The sequence below is a fragment of the Arthrobacter sp. ZGTC212 genome (genome assembly GCF_002929255.1).
GTDB lineage: Bacteria > Actinomycetota > Actinomycetes > Actinomycetales > Micrococcaceae > Arthrobacter_B > Arthrobacter_B sunyaminii.
Map to the genome: position 1 here is coordinate 255,020 of NZ_PJIJ01000003.1, position 15,906 is coordinate 270,925.

Sequence of the window (15,906 nt, forward strand, 5' to 3'; positions counted from 1 at the left end):
TCGCGGCAGGGCAGTTTAGCGCAACGCAGACACTTCTGCGAGGGCCCCCGCAGAGGGTAAAAAAACTCGTCCCGGGCCATCCACGCCATGATTTCCCTCGGCTACGCTGGAAAGGCGAGAAGAGGTTGCAGCATGGAAAGTTTCGCAGCAGATGGCCCCCACAGGCTCATTTCAGGGCGATACCGACTCATCGAACCCATAGGCCACGGTGGCATGGCCACCGTCTATCGTGGACAGGACGAGGCTCTCGGCCGAGACATCGCCGTGAAGCTCTTCCGGGCCAGCGCCGTCGCCCCAGACGACGTTGGCCGCCAGGAAACCGAAATGCGGTTACTGGCGTCCCTCTCCCATCCGGGCCTGGTAACCCTATTCGACGCCGGCAAGGACGATGCCGGACGCGACGACGGCGAGGCCGGCGAACCGCGGGCCTTCCTTGTCATGGAGCTTGTGGACGGCCCGGACCTGCGCAAGCGGCTCCGCGACGCCGAGCCTCTGAGCCCGCCGGACGTCGCTTACATTGGGGCGGAACTTGCCGGAGCGCTGGCGTACATCCACGGGCGGGGGGTGATCCACCGGGATGTAAAGCCGGCCAACATTCTGCTTCCCCCGGCCATTTCGGGGACCCTCCCGCGGGCCAAACTCACCGATTTCGGCATAGCACGCATGTTGGACGGCGCCCGGATCACGGCCGCGAATGCCACGCTCGGCACCGCCAACTATCTGAGCCCGGAGCAGGCCAGCTCCCGTGACGTGGGATTCTCCAGCGACATCTATTCTCTGGGTCTGGTGCTTCTCGAAGCGGTAACGGGCCGCATCGAGTTCGGCGGCAGCGCGGTGGAGGCAGCCATTGCCCGGCTGAGCCGTAATCCCGAGGTGCCGGATGCACTGGGAAGCTATTGGTGTTCGCTGCTCAGGTCCATGACCTCCCGAGACCCCGACCAGCGGCCAACCGCAGCGGAAGTATCGGCCGCGCTGCTCGAGTACCGGTGGTCCGGGCACGCCGAGCCGGTGGCGGAGCCGCGCAACCGGGAGACCGAATGGGAAGCGGACGACGGCGGGCCTCCCACCGCCGACGTCGTGATCCAAACCGCCGGCGAGGGAAGCCAACAGGAGCAGGGACCGGGAGGCGGGTCCGGCCGGGAAGATGAAACGGTGCCGGAAACCGAGCCTGCACCGTCGGAACGGGGCGTGCTGCCGGCGCCGGCGACCGCAAGCGTCACAGGTTCCTCAACGCCCGCTCCGCCGCGGAAGCCGCCTCGGATCGGTTCCGGCAAGAGGCAGCCGGCATCCGCGGGGGCAGCGCTGCAGGCGGTCCCGGTACGGCCGACAAAGCTGGCGCTGGCGGGACGGACCCTGCTGGGATTCGTGGCCGTGGCGGTCCTGGCCATGGCCGTGATGATGGTGGCCGACCGGTTGGGCATCTTTCCCCAGGACCAGGGGTATCCGGCAGTTCCCGGCCAGCTGGGGGAGAGCCTTCGCCAGCTGCAGGAAAGCGTCGCGCCGTGAGGCGCCGGAGAACGCTTTCCGTGGCAGGAGTTCTGCTGGCCGGCACTGCATTGAGCGGCTGCGGGTTTGCCGCACTTGAGCCGGGCGCTGCGGAGGAACTCCGGAAGGAGGTGGCTTCCGTAACGGAGGCAGCACATTCCGGCCGGTATCAGGAGGCACTCCGGGATCTGGACAACCTGGCCGAGCGGCTGGAGACTGCTGCCGAAGAGGGGGACGTGTCCCAGACCCGTGAGGAACGGATCAGCGCGGCCATCGACGCCGTGCGACTGAGCCTGGAAGCGGAGATCGCCCTGCAGAAATGACCTGCCCGAACGGAGGACGGCACCGGAGATAATGGGTTCATGACTTCAGCCGAGCGTGCCTCCCATTCTGTCTCCGCAGCCGACTCCGGCAGCGCACCCGCCTCTCCCGCCGCGGATGACCGGTGCCCCTGCCTCAGCGGGGAAACCTACGCCGGCTGCTGCGGGAAGTACCATTCCGGTGCACAAGACGCTCCCACCGCCGAGGCACTGATGCGTTCGCGGTACTCTGCCTTCGCCGTCGGCGACCAGCCCTATCTGTTGAAGACCTGGCACCCGTCCACCCGCCCGGCCGTTCTGGAACTCGACCGCGGACTGCAGTGGCGGCGGCTGGATATTGTGGAAACGTCCGCCGGAGGTCCGCTCGACGATCACGGGGTGGTCCGGTTCAGGGCCCATTACCGGGACGGAGCCGCCCGCGGGATCCAGGAGGAAACCAGCCGCTTTGTCCGCGCCAACGGAGTCTGGCTCTATGTGGACGGTGAATAGCCCGCAGGTCTTCCACTACCTCGCGCCCGGCTCCTAGGCTGGAACAGACCGACCAGGCGGCGCCTGCCGCCCCGTGTTCCGGAAACCGCCGGACCAGGTTGCTGTAGCGGCCTGTCAACGATCGGTCCGAGCAGACGAGGACACCATGAAAGCACTTGTCTATGAGGGTCCAGGACAAAAATCGTGGAAGGACGTTCCGAACCCGCAAATTCAGGAATCGCGCGACGCCATCGTCAAGATAGACGCCACCACCATCTGCGGCACAGATCTGCACATCCTCAAGGGCGACGTCCCGGCGGTGACGCCGGGCCGGATCCTGGGTCACGAAGGGGTGGGCACCATCACCGAAGTCGGCAGCGGCGTAAGCAACTTTAAGGTGGGAGACAAAGTCATCCTGTCCTGCGTGTCCGCCGACGGTTCCTGCACCTTCTGCCGCGACGGCCTGTACTCGCACTGCGTCGGCGAGGAGGGCAGCTCCGGCATCGGCTGGATATTCGGCCACCTGATCGACGGCACCCAGGCCGAATACGTGCGGGCTCCGTATGCCGACACGTCGCTGTACCACCTGCCGGAGGAGGTCTCCCCTGAACACGGTGTGCTGCTCAGCGACATCTTCCCCACGGGCTTTGAAATGGGAGTGCAGTACGGGCAGACGAAGCCCGGTGACGTCGTGGCCGTGATTGGTGCCGGACCGGTTGGCCTGGCCGTCATCGCCACAGCGAAGCTTTACGGGGCGGCGAAAGTCATCGCCGTGGATTTGGACGCGAACCGGGTGGAGCAGGCACACAAGTTCGGTGCCACGCACGGGGTGAATTCCGGCGATGCGGACTGGCGCGAGCAGATCATGGCCCAGACGGACGGATGGGGAGTGGACGTTGCCGTGGAGGCGGTGGGCATACCGGCCACCTTCGAGATGTGCACGAACATTGTCCGCCCCGGCGGGAACGTTGCCAACGTGGGGGTGCACGGCAAGCCTGTGAGCCTTGAACTGGACCGCCTCTGGATCGAGAACATCAACATCAGCATGGGGCTCGTGAACACCAATACCCTGCCCATGCTCCTGAAACTGGTTGCCGAGGGAAAGCTCCCGGCCGAGGAGTTCATCAGCCACCGCTATCCGCTCGATGACATCCTCACCGCCTATGACACCTTTTCCCGTGCGGCGGAAACGGACGCACTGAAAGTGATCCTGCAGGCCTAAACAGATCCCACCAGGCCGCAGGCCGCCGTTCCCCGGCGGCCTGCGGCTTTTTGCTGCCCGCCCGGCGGAGGAAGATAATGGGGGCGGCGCTTTTTATAGCTGCCGCGGTTTTCGAGAGAAGGGTTTGCCATGTCAGCCGGCACCATGCTTGCAGGACGTCTCAACGTTGAGACGAAGGAATTTGCGCTTCAGGAAGTTCCCATTCCGGAGCCCGGGCCGGGCTTTGTCCGCGTCAAAGTGGGAGCGGCCGGCGTCTGCCTCTCCGATGTTCATTTGATTCAGGGCCTGCTGCGTCCCCAGTTCCTTCAGGGCAACGAAGTGACCCTCGGTCATGAGGTCGCGGGCACCGTGGACCTGCCCGGCCCGGGCGTGACCTCGGCGAAGCCGGGGGACCGCGTGGTCATCCAGGCCGGCTACGAGTACAACGGCGCCACCCTCACGATGGGCGTGGACTACGACGGCGGCTGGGCCGAGTACGTCGTCGTGCCGGCCGGTGTCCTGGTGCCGCTGGGAGACGACATTCCCTTTGATCAGGCCTCAATTATTCCGGATGCCGTCTCCACTCCCTGGGGCGCCATTTCCTCCACCGCCGATGTGCGTGCCGGGGAAGCCGTGGGCGTCTGGGGTATTGGCGGACTGGGCGCGCACGGCGTCCAGCTGCTGCGCCTGATTGGCGCCGCCCCCATCATTGCCGTGGACCCGATTGCCGAGGCCCGAGAACGCGCCCTGGAATTCGGTGCGGATTATGCGCTGGATCCGATGGCCGAAGACTTCCCGGACGCCATGAAAGCTGCCACCGCGGGCAAGGGGCTGGACGTGGCGCTGGACTTTGCCGGCGTGGACGCCGTGCGTGCGCAGGCCATCAAATGCCTGGGCCGGCACGGGCGGCTGGTCCTGGTGGGCCTGAGCGGCACCCCCATCACCATCGCTGACAGCACCGGATTCTCCTTTGCGCGCAAGCAGATCCTGGGTCACTACGGGTCCGAAGCCCACCACGTGCCGCAGCTGGTGAACCTCACCAGGCTGGGCCGGCTGGACTTCGCAAAATCCGTCAGCGGCCGCATTCCGCTGAGCGAAGCCGCGCAGGCGGTGAAGGCGCTGGACACCAAAGAGGGCAATCCCATCCGTCTGGTGCTGATCCCCTAAGGGAGAAGAAATAACGACGGCGCCCGCACACGGGGCCAGTGAGCCCGGCATCCGGAATGCACTGGCAACTAATACGTCTGCGTGGCTGTTGACGCCCTAGCCACTGCACACCGGCACAGGGCCGGTTTACGCTGGAATGAAAGCAGATCCCACCCAACCGACAAAGTGGGTTTGGCGTGACAGACTTCATTGCGCAGCGCTGGAATGACATCCTCTTTTCCAGCTGGCAGCATTTTTCGCTGGTGGTGCAGTGCCTCATTGTCGCCGCAGTCGTGGGCGTGCTGATCGCGGCTTTGGCTTATCGGCGGTCGTCCCTGCGGTCTGCGGCGGACAGCATCAGTGCCGTGGGTTTGACCATTCCGTCCTTTGCCCTCATCGGCCTCCTTATTGCCCCGCTGGGATTCGGCGTGCTTCCGGCCGTCATCGTGGTGGGCTTTTACGCCCTGCTGCCCATCCTTCGCAATGGCATTGTTGGCCTGTCCGGTGTGCCCCGGAACACGGTGGAAGCCGCCCGGGGACTGGGGATGGGACGGCTGCGGCTGTTCTTCCGGATCGAACTTCCGCTGGCGTGGCCGGTCATCCTCTCCGGCATCCGGGTCTCCGGCCAAATGGTGATGGGGATAGCGGCGGTTGCAGCCTACGCCCTTGGCCCGGGCTTGGGCGGCTTCATCTTTTCAGGCCTGTCCCGGCTGGGCGGTGCCAATTCCCTGGAATCCGTGGTGACCGGCGTCGTGGGGGTGGTGCTGCTGGCACTCATCCTGGACCTTCTGCTGGTGGGCCTCGGCCGGCTGACCATACCGAGAGGCATCCGTGTCTGAAACGAATTCTCCTTCTGCCCGGTCGTCTGCCGGAATCCTGCTCCGGGACGTGTCCAAACGGTTCCCCGGCCAGGACCGCGCGGCCGTGGACAACCTGAACATGGAGATCTCCTCCGGAGACATGGTCATGCTGGTGGGACCTTCAGGCTGCGGAAAGACCACCACGCTGAAAATGATCAACCGCCTCATTGAACCGTCCTCCGGGCAGATCCTGTTGGGCGGCCAGGACATCTCCGCCGCCGATGGAGATCAGCTGCGCCGCGGCATCGGCTACGTGATCCAGGCCGGGGGTCTCTTCCCGCACATGACAGTGGCGGCGAACATCGGCGTCGTTCCCGCCATGCTGGGGTGGGACAAGGCACGCACCGCCCGCCGGGTCGATGAACTGCTGGACCTCGTTTCTCTGGACCCGGCGCGCTACCGGAACCGGTACCCCAAGGAGCTCTCCGGCGGACAGCAGCAGCGGGTGGGAGTGGCGCGGGCACTGGCCGCGGACCCGCCGGTGCTGCTCATGGATGAACCGTTTGGCGCAGTGGATCCGATCACCCGGGAACGGCTGCAGGACGAATTGCTGCGCATCCACGCGGATCTGGAGAAAACCGTGGTGTTCGTGACCCATGATTTTGATGAGGCCCTCAAGCTGGGGGACCGCATCGCTGTTTTCGCCGAAGGCGGGCACCTGGTCCAGTACGACTCCCCGGAGAGGATCCTGGCGGAACCGGCCAATGACTTTGTGCGGCAGTTCACCGGCGCCGAAGCCGGCCTCAAACAGTTGGCCCTGGCCCGGATCAGCAGTGTCCCCGCCCTTCCTGTGGTCAGCGGAACCGCCGGAGAAGGACCGCAGAAACTCCTGGCCCGTGCCCTGGCAGCGGGCCAGCAATCAGCGGTGGTTGTTGACGAAACCGGCAGCCCCGTTGCCTGGTTCTCCGTGGCGGAACTGGAGCAGATGCAGGTGCTGCCCGCAGACCGGCAGCCGCAACTTCCCGTGGTGGGCCCCGGCGACAACCTTGCCGACGCCTTGAGCCTGGTGCTGGTGTCCAGTCGTGACGGGGTGCTCGTCACGGATGCGCAGGGACATCTCCAGGGCGTGATTGACGCTCCGCTCATTCTGCAGACAGTGCGCACGCGGCAGTGGGTATCCAACGCCCGACAGGAACGGGAGCGGAAGCGGGCTCCCAGGGGACGCCCGGCAGCGGCGGGTTCCACGGAAGCGGGGCAGCCATGAGCACCAACAGTGCGGCAGGAGTTGTCGCCGTACCGAAACCGGCGGAACGGGAACAGCGGCTCACCGATGCCGAAGCCGCTTCAGAACTCCGGGGAAACTCCCCGCGGGGGCTCATCTGGCAGCTGGCGGGGATCATTGCGGTCCTCGGGATTCTGCTGTTCTGGCTCTCGACAGCAGACCTGAGCCAGACCGAACTGACCACCCTGGATCCGGCCACCCTTTGGGTCTACACGCTGGAACACCTGAGGTTGACGGCGCTTTCAGCCGTCATCGTGCTGCTCATCGCTCTTCCGCTGGGGGTGCTCCTCACCCGCAGGCCGCTGCGCTTTTTGACCGGGCCGGTGCTGGCCGTGGTTAACATCGGCCAGGCGGCACCGGCCATCGGGCTGGTGGTTCTGCTGGCTTTCTGGCTGGGGTTCGGTTTCCGGACGGCGGTCGTGTCTCTGGTGCTTTATGCCCTGCTGCCCGTGCTGCGCAACACCATGCTGGGTCTGGACAACGTAGATTCCCGGCTGGTGGAAGCCGGGCGCGGGATGGGCATGAGCGCCGCACGGGTGCTGTTCCGGGTGGAGCTGCCCCTGGCCGTCCCGCTCATGCTGGCCGGGATCCGCACCGCCCTGGTGCTGCTGGTGGGAACCGGAGCGCTCGCCACGTTCATCAACGGAGGCGGGCTGGGCGTCCTGATTACCACCGGCGTGAACCTGAACCTGCCCAGGGTGCTGATCAGCGGTGCCGTCATGGTAGCCCTGCTGGCCCTGATGGTGGACTGGATCGGCCGTGTGGTGGAGTACGTTGCCCGCCCGAAAGGTCTTTGAATGAGTACGGCACCGCAGACACGCCGGGCACCGCGTACCCGGACTGCTGCAGCGCTCGCAGCAGCGCTCGCCGTCGTCGCCCTGTTGCTGTCAGGCTGCGGGCTGCAGCCGGCCGGTTCCTACGTCCCGCCGGTGGAGCCGGGGAGCATTGAACCGATTGAAGGCCTGCCCGAGGGGGCGTCCGTCACCGTGACCTCGAAGAACTTCACGGAACAGCTCATTCTGGGCAAGATGAGCGTCCTGGCCGCCAAAGCTGCCGGGTTCGAAGTCACGGACCTGAGCAACGTGCCGGGCAGCACCCCTGCCCGGGAACTGCTGCGCAGCGGGCAGGCGGACATCATGTGGGAATATACGGGAACTGCGTGGCTTACGTATCTGGGCGAGGAGCAGGGGATCCCCGACCAGCAGGAGCAGTGGCAGGCGGTGTACGACGCCGATATCGCCAACGGGCTGACGTGGGGAGCCCCCGCGGAGTTGAACAACACGTACGCGCTGGCGATGAGCCGGGAGCGGGCCGAAGCGCTGGGCGTCAGCAGCATCTCCGACCTGGCGGCACTGCCGGTGCAGGATCTGACCTTTTGCGTGGAGGCAGAATTCAACTCCCGGCAGGATGGGTTCACCCCGATGCTTCAGCTCTACGGATTGGACCGCGGCAGCGTGGTTCCGGAAGGGAACGTGGGCCTGTATGACACCGGCGCGATCTACGGAGCGGTGGACCAGGGGGAGTGCACGGTTGGGGAAGTCTTCGCGACGGACGGACGGATTGACGCCCTGGACCTGGTGGTGCTGGAAGATGACCGCAGCTTCTTTCCGGCCTACAACGCCGCACCGGTGATCTACACCAAGACCCTGCAGGAGTATCCGGAACTGGAAGCGGTTTTGGAACAGGTGGCCGCGAAGCTGAACGACGAAACCATGCGGTCATTGAACCGCAAAGTGGATGTCCAGGGCGAGGAACCGGAGCAGGTGGCCTATGACTGGATGGTGGCGGAGGGATTGGTAAGTCCCGCGCAGTAGCGCAGTTTCGGTGCGGTTTTGTGACCTGGCTTTCTTTGCGTTCAACGGCAGAGCTGGGGTTGGATGAGGGGACGCCCGCCCACTCATCTGGAGGACTGCACTGTGACACTGCCCAGTACCGCACCAAGTACAGAGACTGACAAACAGACCGCGCCGGGGATGCTTGCCCCTGCCGAAGACAAACGGGTGCTGCTGCGCAAGCGCCTTGGATTGTTGTTCGGTGTTGTGTTTGGTGCGGTGGTCTACCTGATCATGCCGCAGGACCTCGCGCAGCCCGCCCGCGCAACTGCAGCCGTTGCCGTCCTGATGGCGGTGTGGTGGATGACGGAGGCAATTCCGCTCGCCGCGACGGCGCTTCTTCCGCTCCTGCTGTTTCCGGCGCTGGGCGTATCCACCATCAAGGAAACGGCACCGCCCTACGCTGATCCCATCATTTTCCTGTTCATGGGCGGCTTTTTCCTCGCCCTGGCGCTGCAGCGCTGGAACCTTCACCGCCGCATAGCACTGGCCACCGTGCTTCTGGTGGGGACCAAACCCAAGCAGTTGATTGCCGGTTTCATGGTGGCCACGGGCTTCCTGAGCATGTGGGTGTCCAACACGGCAACAGCGGTAATGATGCTGCCCATCGGCATCTCCGTGCTGACCCTGGTGGCCAACCTGAATGAAGAGAAGAAGGCTCCCCGGAACTTCAGCATCGCGCTTATGCTTGGCATCGCCTACTCGGCGTCGATCGGGTCTCTGGGCACCATCATCGGCACACCGCCCAACGCCCTGATGGTTGGATACATGGCGGAAGCCCATGACGTGAACATCGGCTTTGGCCAGTGGATGCTGGTCGGAGTCCCGCTGGCCGTCATCTTCATGGCGCTCGCCTGGTACCTGCTGACCTGCGTGATCTTCAAACCGGAAATAACGGAGATTCCGGGCGGCAAGGAAATGATCCAGCGTGAGTACAAGCGGCTCGGCCGAATGTCCCTGGGCGAAAAGCAGGTGCTGGCCATCTTTGTCCTGGCAGCCGCATCATGGATCACGGTGCCGCTGGTTTGGCCGGATTCCAACATCGCGGACGCCGTGATCGCCATGGGCGTGGCCGTCCTGCTCTTTGTCATCCCGGCCAGCATCAAGAAAGGCGTGCCGCTGCTGGACTGGTCCAGTGCCAAGGAGCTGCCCTGGGACATCCTGATCCTCTTCGGCGGCGGACTCGCCCTGTCCGCCCGCTTCACCGCCAGCGGCCTCAGCGAATGGATCGGCACGCAGGTATCCGCGCTGGAAACACTGCCGCTGATCCTGATCGTTGTGGCGGTCGCGGCCCTGGTCCTGGGCCTGACGGAACTCACCAGCAATACAGCGACGGCGGCGACGTTCCTGCCGCTGATCGGCGGGGTGGCAATTGGCCTCGGCATCGATCCGATGCTGCTGGTCATTCCGGTGGCCATTGCGGCAACCTGCGCGTTTATGCTGCCGGTGGCCACCCCGCCCAACGCCATCGCGTTCTCCTCCGGTCACGTCCAGATCGCAGACATGGTGAAAGCCGGGATCTGGCTGAACCTCATCGCGCTGGTGCTGACCACCCTGGTGACGTTCACCCTGGCCGTCTGGGTGTTCGGGATCGTGTACTAGACGAAGAAGGCGAGAATCTCGGCGAGAACTTCCGCCGGGGCTTCCTCGGGAAGATAGTGCCCGGCGTCCACCGCTTTGCCGGTGGCGCCGGGCACTGCTTTGCCCCAGAGCGCCAGCGGTTCGAACTGCGACTCGATGACCCCGTGGGCTCCCCACAGCACGCGCAGCGGCACCTCGGGGGTGAGCCCGGCCTCGCGGTCCGCCCGGTCGTGTTCCAGGTCGATGGTGGCTGAGGCGCGGTAATCCTCGCACATGGCGTGAACCGCGCCGGGGGAGGAGAGCGCTGCCACGTAGGCTTCAAGCACCGGTGCGGGAAACGGCTCCAGTCCGGCATAGCGGCTGCCCATGATGTTCTCCACGTAGGCCCGCGGATTGGCTTCGATCAGGGCCTCGGGCAGCGGCGCCGGCTGGATCAGGAAGAACCAGTGAAAGTAGGCCTCGGCGAAGGCCCGGTCCGTAGCCGCGTACATGTCGAGGGTGGGAGCAATGTCCAGGAACATGGCCCGCGTGACACGCTCCGGAAAATCGGCCAGCATCCGGTGCCCCACGCGGGCTCCGCGGTCATGGGCACACAGGGCAAACCGGTCAAAGCCCCGAACGGCGCCAAAATGCTCCATGACCGCGACGGCATCCTTTGCCATTTCCCGTTTGCTGTACGTGGAGTGGTCGGGCTCTCCGGCCGGCTTTGAAGAGCCGCCGTAGCCGCGCAGGTCCGGTGCCACCACGGTGAAGTGCTCCGCCAGTGCGTCGGCCACCTTGTGCCACATCACATGCGTTTCCGGATGCCCGTGCAGCAGGAGCAGCGCCGGCTTGGAACTGCCGCCTCCGGTGCCCGCCGCATCGGCGCGTGAGACGCGTCCGGTAACGGTGATGCCGTTGACCTCCACGGCAAATTGTTCAAAACGGGCAAAGCCGGGCAGGCCTTCAGTCATGGTGCTTTCCTCTCGTGCAGGCACGCGGGTGCGGAGCTTGCACCAGCCAACCACCCCGTGCCTTCTTCCGCCAACCCCGCGCGGCGGGACGGGTTCAGGTTGTCAGCTCCGCCCGCCAGGCCTCAAACACGGCTCCCGCTTCCCGGTCCGCAGTGTGCGCCTGAACGCTGAGGCTGCGGGCCACTGCGCCGGGAGCCGCCAGGTCGAACCGCCGTGTCCGGCCCGGTTCACGGGCGCCATCGGGTGCGGCGCCTGCAGCGGGTTCGGGCAGGGCACCCGGACGCCAGCCAACCGCCGTCGCGGTGGCCACGACTTTGGCATCTCCCAGGATTCCGACGGCGCGGTGCCGCGGCCCGGTGAGGTCCAGATCCTCGTAGAGCAAATCCCCGCCGGGTCCGGCGGCACGGGTGATGCTGCGCAAGCGGCCGCCGTGCTCGCCGCTGCGTCCCAGCACCAGCGTCTCCCGGACCAGCGCCCGCGCCCCGGAAGCCAGCTGCAGCCGGGTTTGCCGGCGGACATTGGACCCGGCGGCTGCCACGAAGGACGCGCCGTCCCAAATCAGTGCAGCGTCCTCGCCCAGCTCCGCGTCCAGGGACCAGCGGGACGGGACCAAATCGGCGTCGTACGCCACCATGCCCGCGGGCTCCACCACTTCCAGAGTCACTCCGGGGTCCACGGAAACCTCAATCCGCACGTCGTCGCCGCCCAGCAGCATCATGTGGATGCCAATCAGGGCCACCCGCAGGTGCAGCGGATCCGCGGTGCCGTTCACGGGCCGGGGTGCCAGGTACAACCCCTGATCCAGCACCGAAAACCGTGCCCGGTCCCCGGCGCGCTCCACGGAAATGCGGGTGGGCCGAGGCCGTGGAGCTGCCGCGGCAGCGGGGTACCCGGTAACGGAGTTAGTGGCGGTGGGGGACAGCGTCCGGCTCCTCGTCATGGGTGTGGAAGAAGCCGCCGTCGCCGTCTTCGTCTGCGTGGAAGTGCGGTGCCATGGGCCCGGGGTCCTGCGGAGTGTGGGAGCCTGCGCGGTGCAGGGCCACCATGGAGCGCACCCACGCGCTGAGTTCATCAATGGTGTGCTGCTGCTTGCGGGACAGGGCCAACACCGGCCCGCCCTCGCGGGCTGCGGTGGCGTCGGCGACCATCAGGTCCACATCCACGTCCACATGCGGAGCCAGGTCGATCTTGTTGATAACCAGCAGGTCCGCCCGGGCGATGCCGGGGCCGCCCTTGCGGGCCACATCCCCGCCGCCTGCCACGTCCAGGACAAAGATCTGCGCGTCCACCAGGGCGGGGGAGAAGGTGGCGGTGAGGTTGTCGCCGCCGCTTTCCACCAGGACCAGATCCAGCGGGGCGAAGTCAGCTTCCAGGTCCTCCACGGCCAGCAGGTTGGTGGTGACGTCGTCACGGATGGCGGTGTGCGGGCAGGCTCCGGTTTCCACGGCGCGGATGCGCTCGGCGGGCAGCACCCCGGCCGAACGCAGGAACCGGGCGTCCTCATCCGTGTAGATGTCATTGGTGATGACGCCGATGGACAGCTCCTCGGACATGGCACGGCAGATGGTCGCGATCAGCGAGCTCTTTCCGGTCCCCACGGGCCCGGCAACGCCCAGGCGCAGCGAACGGTTCGGATCGGACAGGGGTGACGCGGTGGCTTTATCGGTGAATGCGGTGTTCTCAGGCAACGAACAGTCTCCTTGTTCTTTCGGTATGGTCTTCGGCCCAGTGCTCCATCAGGGGAGCGCTGAGCGCGGGTAGGTCGTCAAGGTCCCGGGCCTGCAGGGCGTCATCAGCGACGGCGTTGATCTGCGGCTCGGCGGCCAAAATCCACGCGGTGGCGGTCATGGGATCGATGGGCAGCAGTTTCAAAGCAGCGGCAACCACGGACTGCGCATCGTCATAGCAGCACAGCCGGGCGAGCGCCGCTTCGCCTACGCCCAAGGCACGGGCGGCCACGCCAAGGGCAACCGGGCGGGTTGGGCGCGGCGCTTCCCGTTTCAGGGCGGCGACGGCGGGATCCCCGGGTTTGAGCGTGGCCGCCAGCCGCAGCATCCCGCGGCCGAGCCGGCGGGAAGCATCCCGCTGGGCGGCCGACGGCGTCCGGGCGTCAAGCGCCGCCTCCAGGGCGGCAAAATCGGGGGTACCGCCGTCGTCCCCTCCACCGGCCGCCGTGCAGAGTTCCAGCGCCCGGCGGTGCGCCAGCACAGCTGCAACGGTTTCCATCCGGCCCACGGTCTGCAGCCGGGAGATCAGATAGGGGTAGACGCCCTCCACCTGCAGCCCGGCCATCACCGCAGGTTCAAGACCAGCGGAATGCGAGTACGCGCCCGACGGCAGACGCGAGTCGGCCAGCAGGAACGCGGCGACAGCGGATTCGCCGGTACTTCCGCCGTGAGGCAGGGAAGATGTCATGCTTCCCGCCTCAAAAGAGCGTGTAGCGCTGGGTCAGCGGCAGATCGGCAACCGGCGCGGGTTCAATGACCTGTCCGTCGATGCTGACCATGAACGTTTCGGGGTTCACCCGGATGTCCGGAAGCGCGGTGTTGTTGGGCAGCGAAGCTTTGGTCACGTCCCGGGTGGAGCGGATGGCGGTCAGCTTCCGCACCAGGCCCAGCCGGTCCGCCAGCCCGTCATCCAGTGCAGCCTGCGCCACAAAGGAGGTGGACAGATGCGGAGCGGACGAAGCCCTGCCGGCCAGCGCTTCCCGCATCCAGACCGGCTGAGGCGTGGGCAGCGAGGCGTTGGGATCACCCATCTGGCCCGCCACAATGGCACCGCCCTTGATCACCAGGGACGGCCGGACGCCAAAGAATGCGGGGTTCCACAGCACAAGGTCCGCCATCTTGCCCGGCTCAATGGAGCCGACTTCATGATCAATGCCGTGGGCCACCGCCGGGCAGATGGTGTATTTGGCGATGTACCGGCGAACGCGTTCGTTATCCGCCGGCAGGGCAGATTCCGAGGCCCCCATGTAGTCCTTCATCACGTGTGCCACCTGCCAGGTGCGGGTGATGGTCTCGCCGATCCGGCCCATTGCCTGCGCGTCGGAGGACGTGATGGACATGGCACCCAGATCCTGCAGCACGTCCTCGGCCATCATGGTGTTGGCGCGGATCCGTGACTCGGCGAAGGCCAGGTCCTCGGGGATGCGCGGATTCAGGTGATGGCAGACCATCAGCATGTCCAGGTGCTCGGCTACGGTGTTGACCGTAAACGGCAGCGTGGGATTGGTCGACGCCGGCAGCACGTTGGCGGCGGAAGCCACGGTGATGATGTCCGGGGCGTGTCCGCCGCCGGCTCCCTCGGCGTGGAAGATATGGATGCCGCGGCCCTTGATGGCGGCCAGGGTGTCCTGCACGTAGCCGGCCTCGTTCAACGAGTCGGCATGCAGCGCCACCTGCACACCCCAACGGTCCGCCGCGGTCAGCGCCGCATCAATGGCCGCCGGGGTGGAGCCCCAGTCTTCGTGGACCTTGTAGCCGGCCGCGCCGGCGAGGGCCTGTTCCGCCAGGCCGGCCTGGCTGACCGTGTTGCCCTTGCCGTAGAGCAGGAAATTCATCGGCAGGGTGTCCAGCGCGCGGTGCATCACCTGCAGGTTCCAGGCTCCGGGGGTGACGGTGGTGGCCTTGGAACCCTCGGCGGGTCCGGTGCCGCCGCCGCCCACGGTGGTGATGCCGGCGGCCAGCGCTTCCCGTAGAGCGTCAGTGCCAAGCAGGTGCACATGCGTGTCGATTCCGCCGGCGGTCAGGATCTTTCCCTCGCCGGCGATGACCTCGGTGCCGGGACCGATCACCAGTACCGGATCGATGTTGTCCATGATGTCCGGGTTGCCGGCCTTGCCGATGCCGGCAATGCGTCCGTCCTTAACGCCGACGTCGGCCCGGACAATGCCCCAGTGGTCCACGATGAGCACGTTGGTAATGATCAGGTCCGGGGCGCCCTCAGCGGAGGTGCGGGTGGACTGGGCCATCGATTCGCGGATGTTCTTCCCCCCGCCGAACACCGATTCATCGCCGCCGAAGGTGTAGTCCCTTTCCGGGCTGATCCACAGATCGGTGTCACCGAGCCGGACGGAGTCTCCCACGGTTGGCCCGTACAGGTGTGCATAGTCGTGCCGGCTGATCTGCATCTTCAGGACTCCGATCCGGAGACAGGCGCGGAGGGGGAGCCGCCGTCGCGGATTTGAAGGCCGGGCACGGTGCCGCTGCCGGCCAGCCGAACCAGCGTCACTTCGCGGGAAGCACCCGGTTCAAAGCGTACGGCGGTGCCGGCGGGTACACCCAGCCGGAAGCCGGCAGCCGCCGTCCGGTCAAAGGTCAGCGCACTGTTCACTTCCGCGAAGTGGAAGTGGGAGCCAATCTGGACGGGACGGTCGCCGTCGTTGGTGACGACGAGGACACGCGTCTCACGGCCTGCGTTGAGTTCATGACCGCCCGCGGCGGTGCGCACCTCACCGGGTATCAGGCCGCTCATGAAATGGGATCCGTGATGGTGACGAGCTTGCGGCCGTCGGGAAAGGTGGCTTCGATCTGCAGGTCCGGAATCATCTCCGGCACACCCTCCATCACGTCCCCGCGCGTCAGGACGCTGCGTCCCTCGCTCATCAGGTCAGCCACGAGCCCGCCCTCGCGTGCACGTTCCATCACCCAGCAGGAGATCAGGGCGACGGCTTCGGGATAGTTGAGGAGGACACCGCGCGAACGGCGGTCACGCGCCACCATGCCGGCAACGCTCAGCAGGAGCTTTTCCGTATCCGAGGGAGTGAGAAACATGTGCCGAGTGTGCCACCGCCATGTTTCCGCTGTGTTGCGTATTACGTATTACCTGCAGGTTGT

At 66.1% G+C, this 15,906-nt stretch carries 17 protein-coding genes; 10 read left to right on the forward strand and 7 right to left on the reverse strand.

All coding sequences use genetic code 11. The features are described from left to right. Window positions 1-132 precede the first annotated feature (132 nt). From CXQ89_RS13430 to CXQ89_RS13475, 10 genes are all read left to right on the forward strand, one after another. Entirely contained in the window at window positions 133-1,506 is a 1,374-nt protein-coding gene (locus CXQ89_RS13430; protein WP_104161625.1) for a serine/threonine-protein kinase, read from the forward strand. Between the two features lie 20 nt (window positions 1,507-1,526). Further along, on the forward strand, window positions 1,527-1,808 hold the full coding sequence (locus CXQ89_RS13435; protein ID WP_104055102.1) for a hypothetical protein: 282 nt from the start codon (window positions 1,527-1,529) through the stop codon (window positions 1,806-1,808). Window positions 1,809-1,847: 39 nt separating this feature from the next. Next, window positions 1,848-2,294, forward strand: coding sequence for a YchJ family protein (locus CXQ89_RS13440; protein WP_104161627.1), 447 nt, complete (start codon window positions 1,848-1,850; stop codon window positions 2,292-2,294). Window positions 2,295-2,439: 145 nt separating this feature from the next. Further along, the gene (locus tag CXQ89_RS13445) at window positions 2,440-3,495 is read left to right on the forward strand and encodes a zinc-dependent alcohol dehydrogenase family protein (protein ID WP_104055103.1); all 1,056 of its coding nucleotides are present in this window, start codon (window positions 2,440-2,442) and stop codon (window positions 3,493-3,495) included. A 129-nt stretch (window positions 3,496-3,624) separates the two neighbouring features. After that, on the forward strand, window positions 3,625-4,641 hold the full coding sequence (locus CXQ89_RS13450; protein WP_237685387.1) for a zinc-binding dehydrogenase: 1,017 nt from the start codon (window positions 3,625-3,627) through the stop codon (window positions 4,639-4,641). A 176-nt stretch (window positions 4,642-4,817) separates the two neighbouring features. Continuing rightward, window positions 4,818-5,459, forward strand: a complete 642-nt coding sequence (locus tag CXQ89_RS13455) for an ABC transporter permease (protein WP_104161628.1) — start codon at window positions 4,818-4,820, stop codon at window positions 5,457-5,459. Beyond that, window positions 5,452-6,684: an ABC transporter ATP-binding protein gene (locus CXQ89_RS13460; protein WP_258060095.1), complete on the forward strand. Its 1,233-nt coding sequence runs from the start codon at window positions 5,452-5,454 to the stop codon at window positions 6,682-6,684. Before CXQ89_RS13455 ends, CXQ89_RS13460 begins: the two co-directional genes overlap by 8 nt. Further along, the gene (locus CXQ89_RS13465) at window positions 6,681-7,499 is read left to right on the forward strand and encodes an ABC transporter permease (RefSeq protein ID WP_104055105.1); all 819 of its coding nucleotides are present in this window, start codon (window positions 6,681-6,683) and stop codon (window positions 7,497-7,499) included. The genes CXQ89_RS13460 and CXQ89_RS13465 overlap by 4 nt, the downstream gene beginning before the upstream one ends. Continuing rightward, entirely contained in the window at window positions 7,500-8,516 is a 1,017-nt protein-coding gene (locus CXQ89_RS13470; RefSeq protein WP_104161629.1) for a glycine betaine ABC transporter substrate-binding protein, read from the forward strand. A gap of 63 nt (window positions 8,517-8,579) precedes the next feature. Continuing rightward, window positions 8,580-10,136: a DASS family sodium-coupled anion symporter gene (locus CXQ89_RS13475; RefSeq protein ID WP_104161630.1), complete on the forward strand. Its 1,557-nt coding sequence runs from the start codon at window positions 8,580-8,582 to the stop codon at window positions 10,134-10,136. Here CXQ89_RS13475 and CXQ89_RS13480 read toward each other — a convergent pair. The 7 genes from CXQ89_RS13480 to CXQ89_RS13510 form a co-directional block, all read right to left on the reverse strand. Then, a complete protein-coding gene (locus CXQ89_RS13480) occupies window positions 10,133-11,068 on the reverse strand; it encodes an alpha/beta fold hydrolase (protein ID WP_104161631.1) in 936 nt (311 codons plus the stop codon). The genes CXQ89_RS13475 and CXQ89_RS13480 overlap by 4 nt on opposite strands. Window positions 11,069-11,162: 94 nt before the next feature. After that, window positions 11,163-12,008, reverse strand: a complete 846-nt coding sequence (locus CXQ89_RS13485; protein ID WP_104161632.1) for an urease accessory protein UreD — start codon at window positions 12,006-12,008, stop codon at window positions 11,163-11,165. Then, on the reverse strand, window positions 11,971-12,756 hold the full coding sequence (gene ureG / locus CXQ89_RS13490; protein ID WP_181032350.1) for an urease accessory protein UreG: 786 nt from the start codon (window positions 12,754-12,756) through the stop codon (window positions 11,971-11,973). Before ureG ends, CXQ89_RS13485 begins: the two co-directional genes overlap by 38 nt. Then, a complete protein-coding gene (locus CXQ89_RS13495; protein WP_104161633.1) occupies window positions 12,749-13,483 on the reverse strand; it encodes an urease accessory protein UreF in 735 nt (244 codons plus the stop codon). Before CXQ89_RS13495 ends, ureG begins: the two co-directional genes overlap by 8 nt. Window positions 13,484-13,493: 10 nt before the next feature. Beyond that, window positions 13,494-15,200 (reverse strand): urease subunit alpha, encoded by a 1,707-nt coding sequence (locus tag CXQ89_RS13500; RefSeq protein WP_104161634.1) that lies wholly within the window; start codon window positions 15,198-15,200, stop codon window positions 13,494-13,496. 2 nt (window positions 15,201-15,202) lie between these two features. Continuing rightward, the gene (locus CXQ89_RS13505; RefSeq protein WP_104055487.1) at window positions 15,203-15,535 is read right to left on the reverse strand and encodes an urease subunit beta; all 333 of its coding nucleotides are present in this window, start codon (window positions 15,533-15,535) and stop codon (window positions 15,203-15,205) included. A gap of 5 nt (window positions 15,536-15,540) precedes the next feature. Continuing rightward, window positions 15,541-15,843 (reverse strand): urease subunit gamma, encoded by a 303-nt coding sequence (locus CXQ89_RS13510; protein ID WP_104104333.1) that lies wholly within the window; start codon window positions 15,841-15,843, stop codon window positions 15,541-15,543. Window positions 15,844-15,906 lie beyond the last annotated feature (63 nt).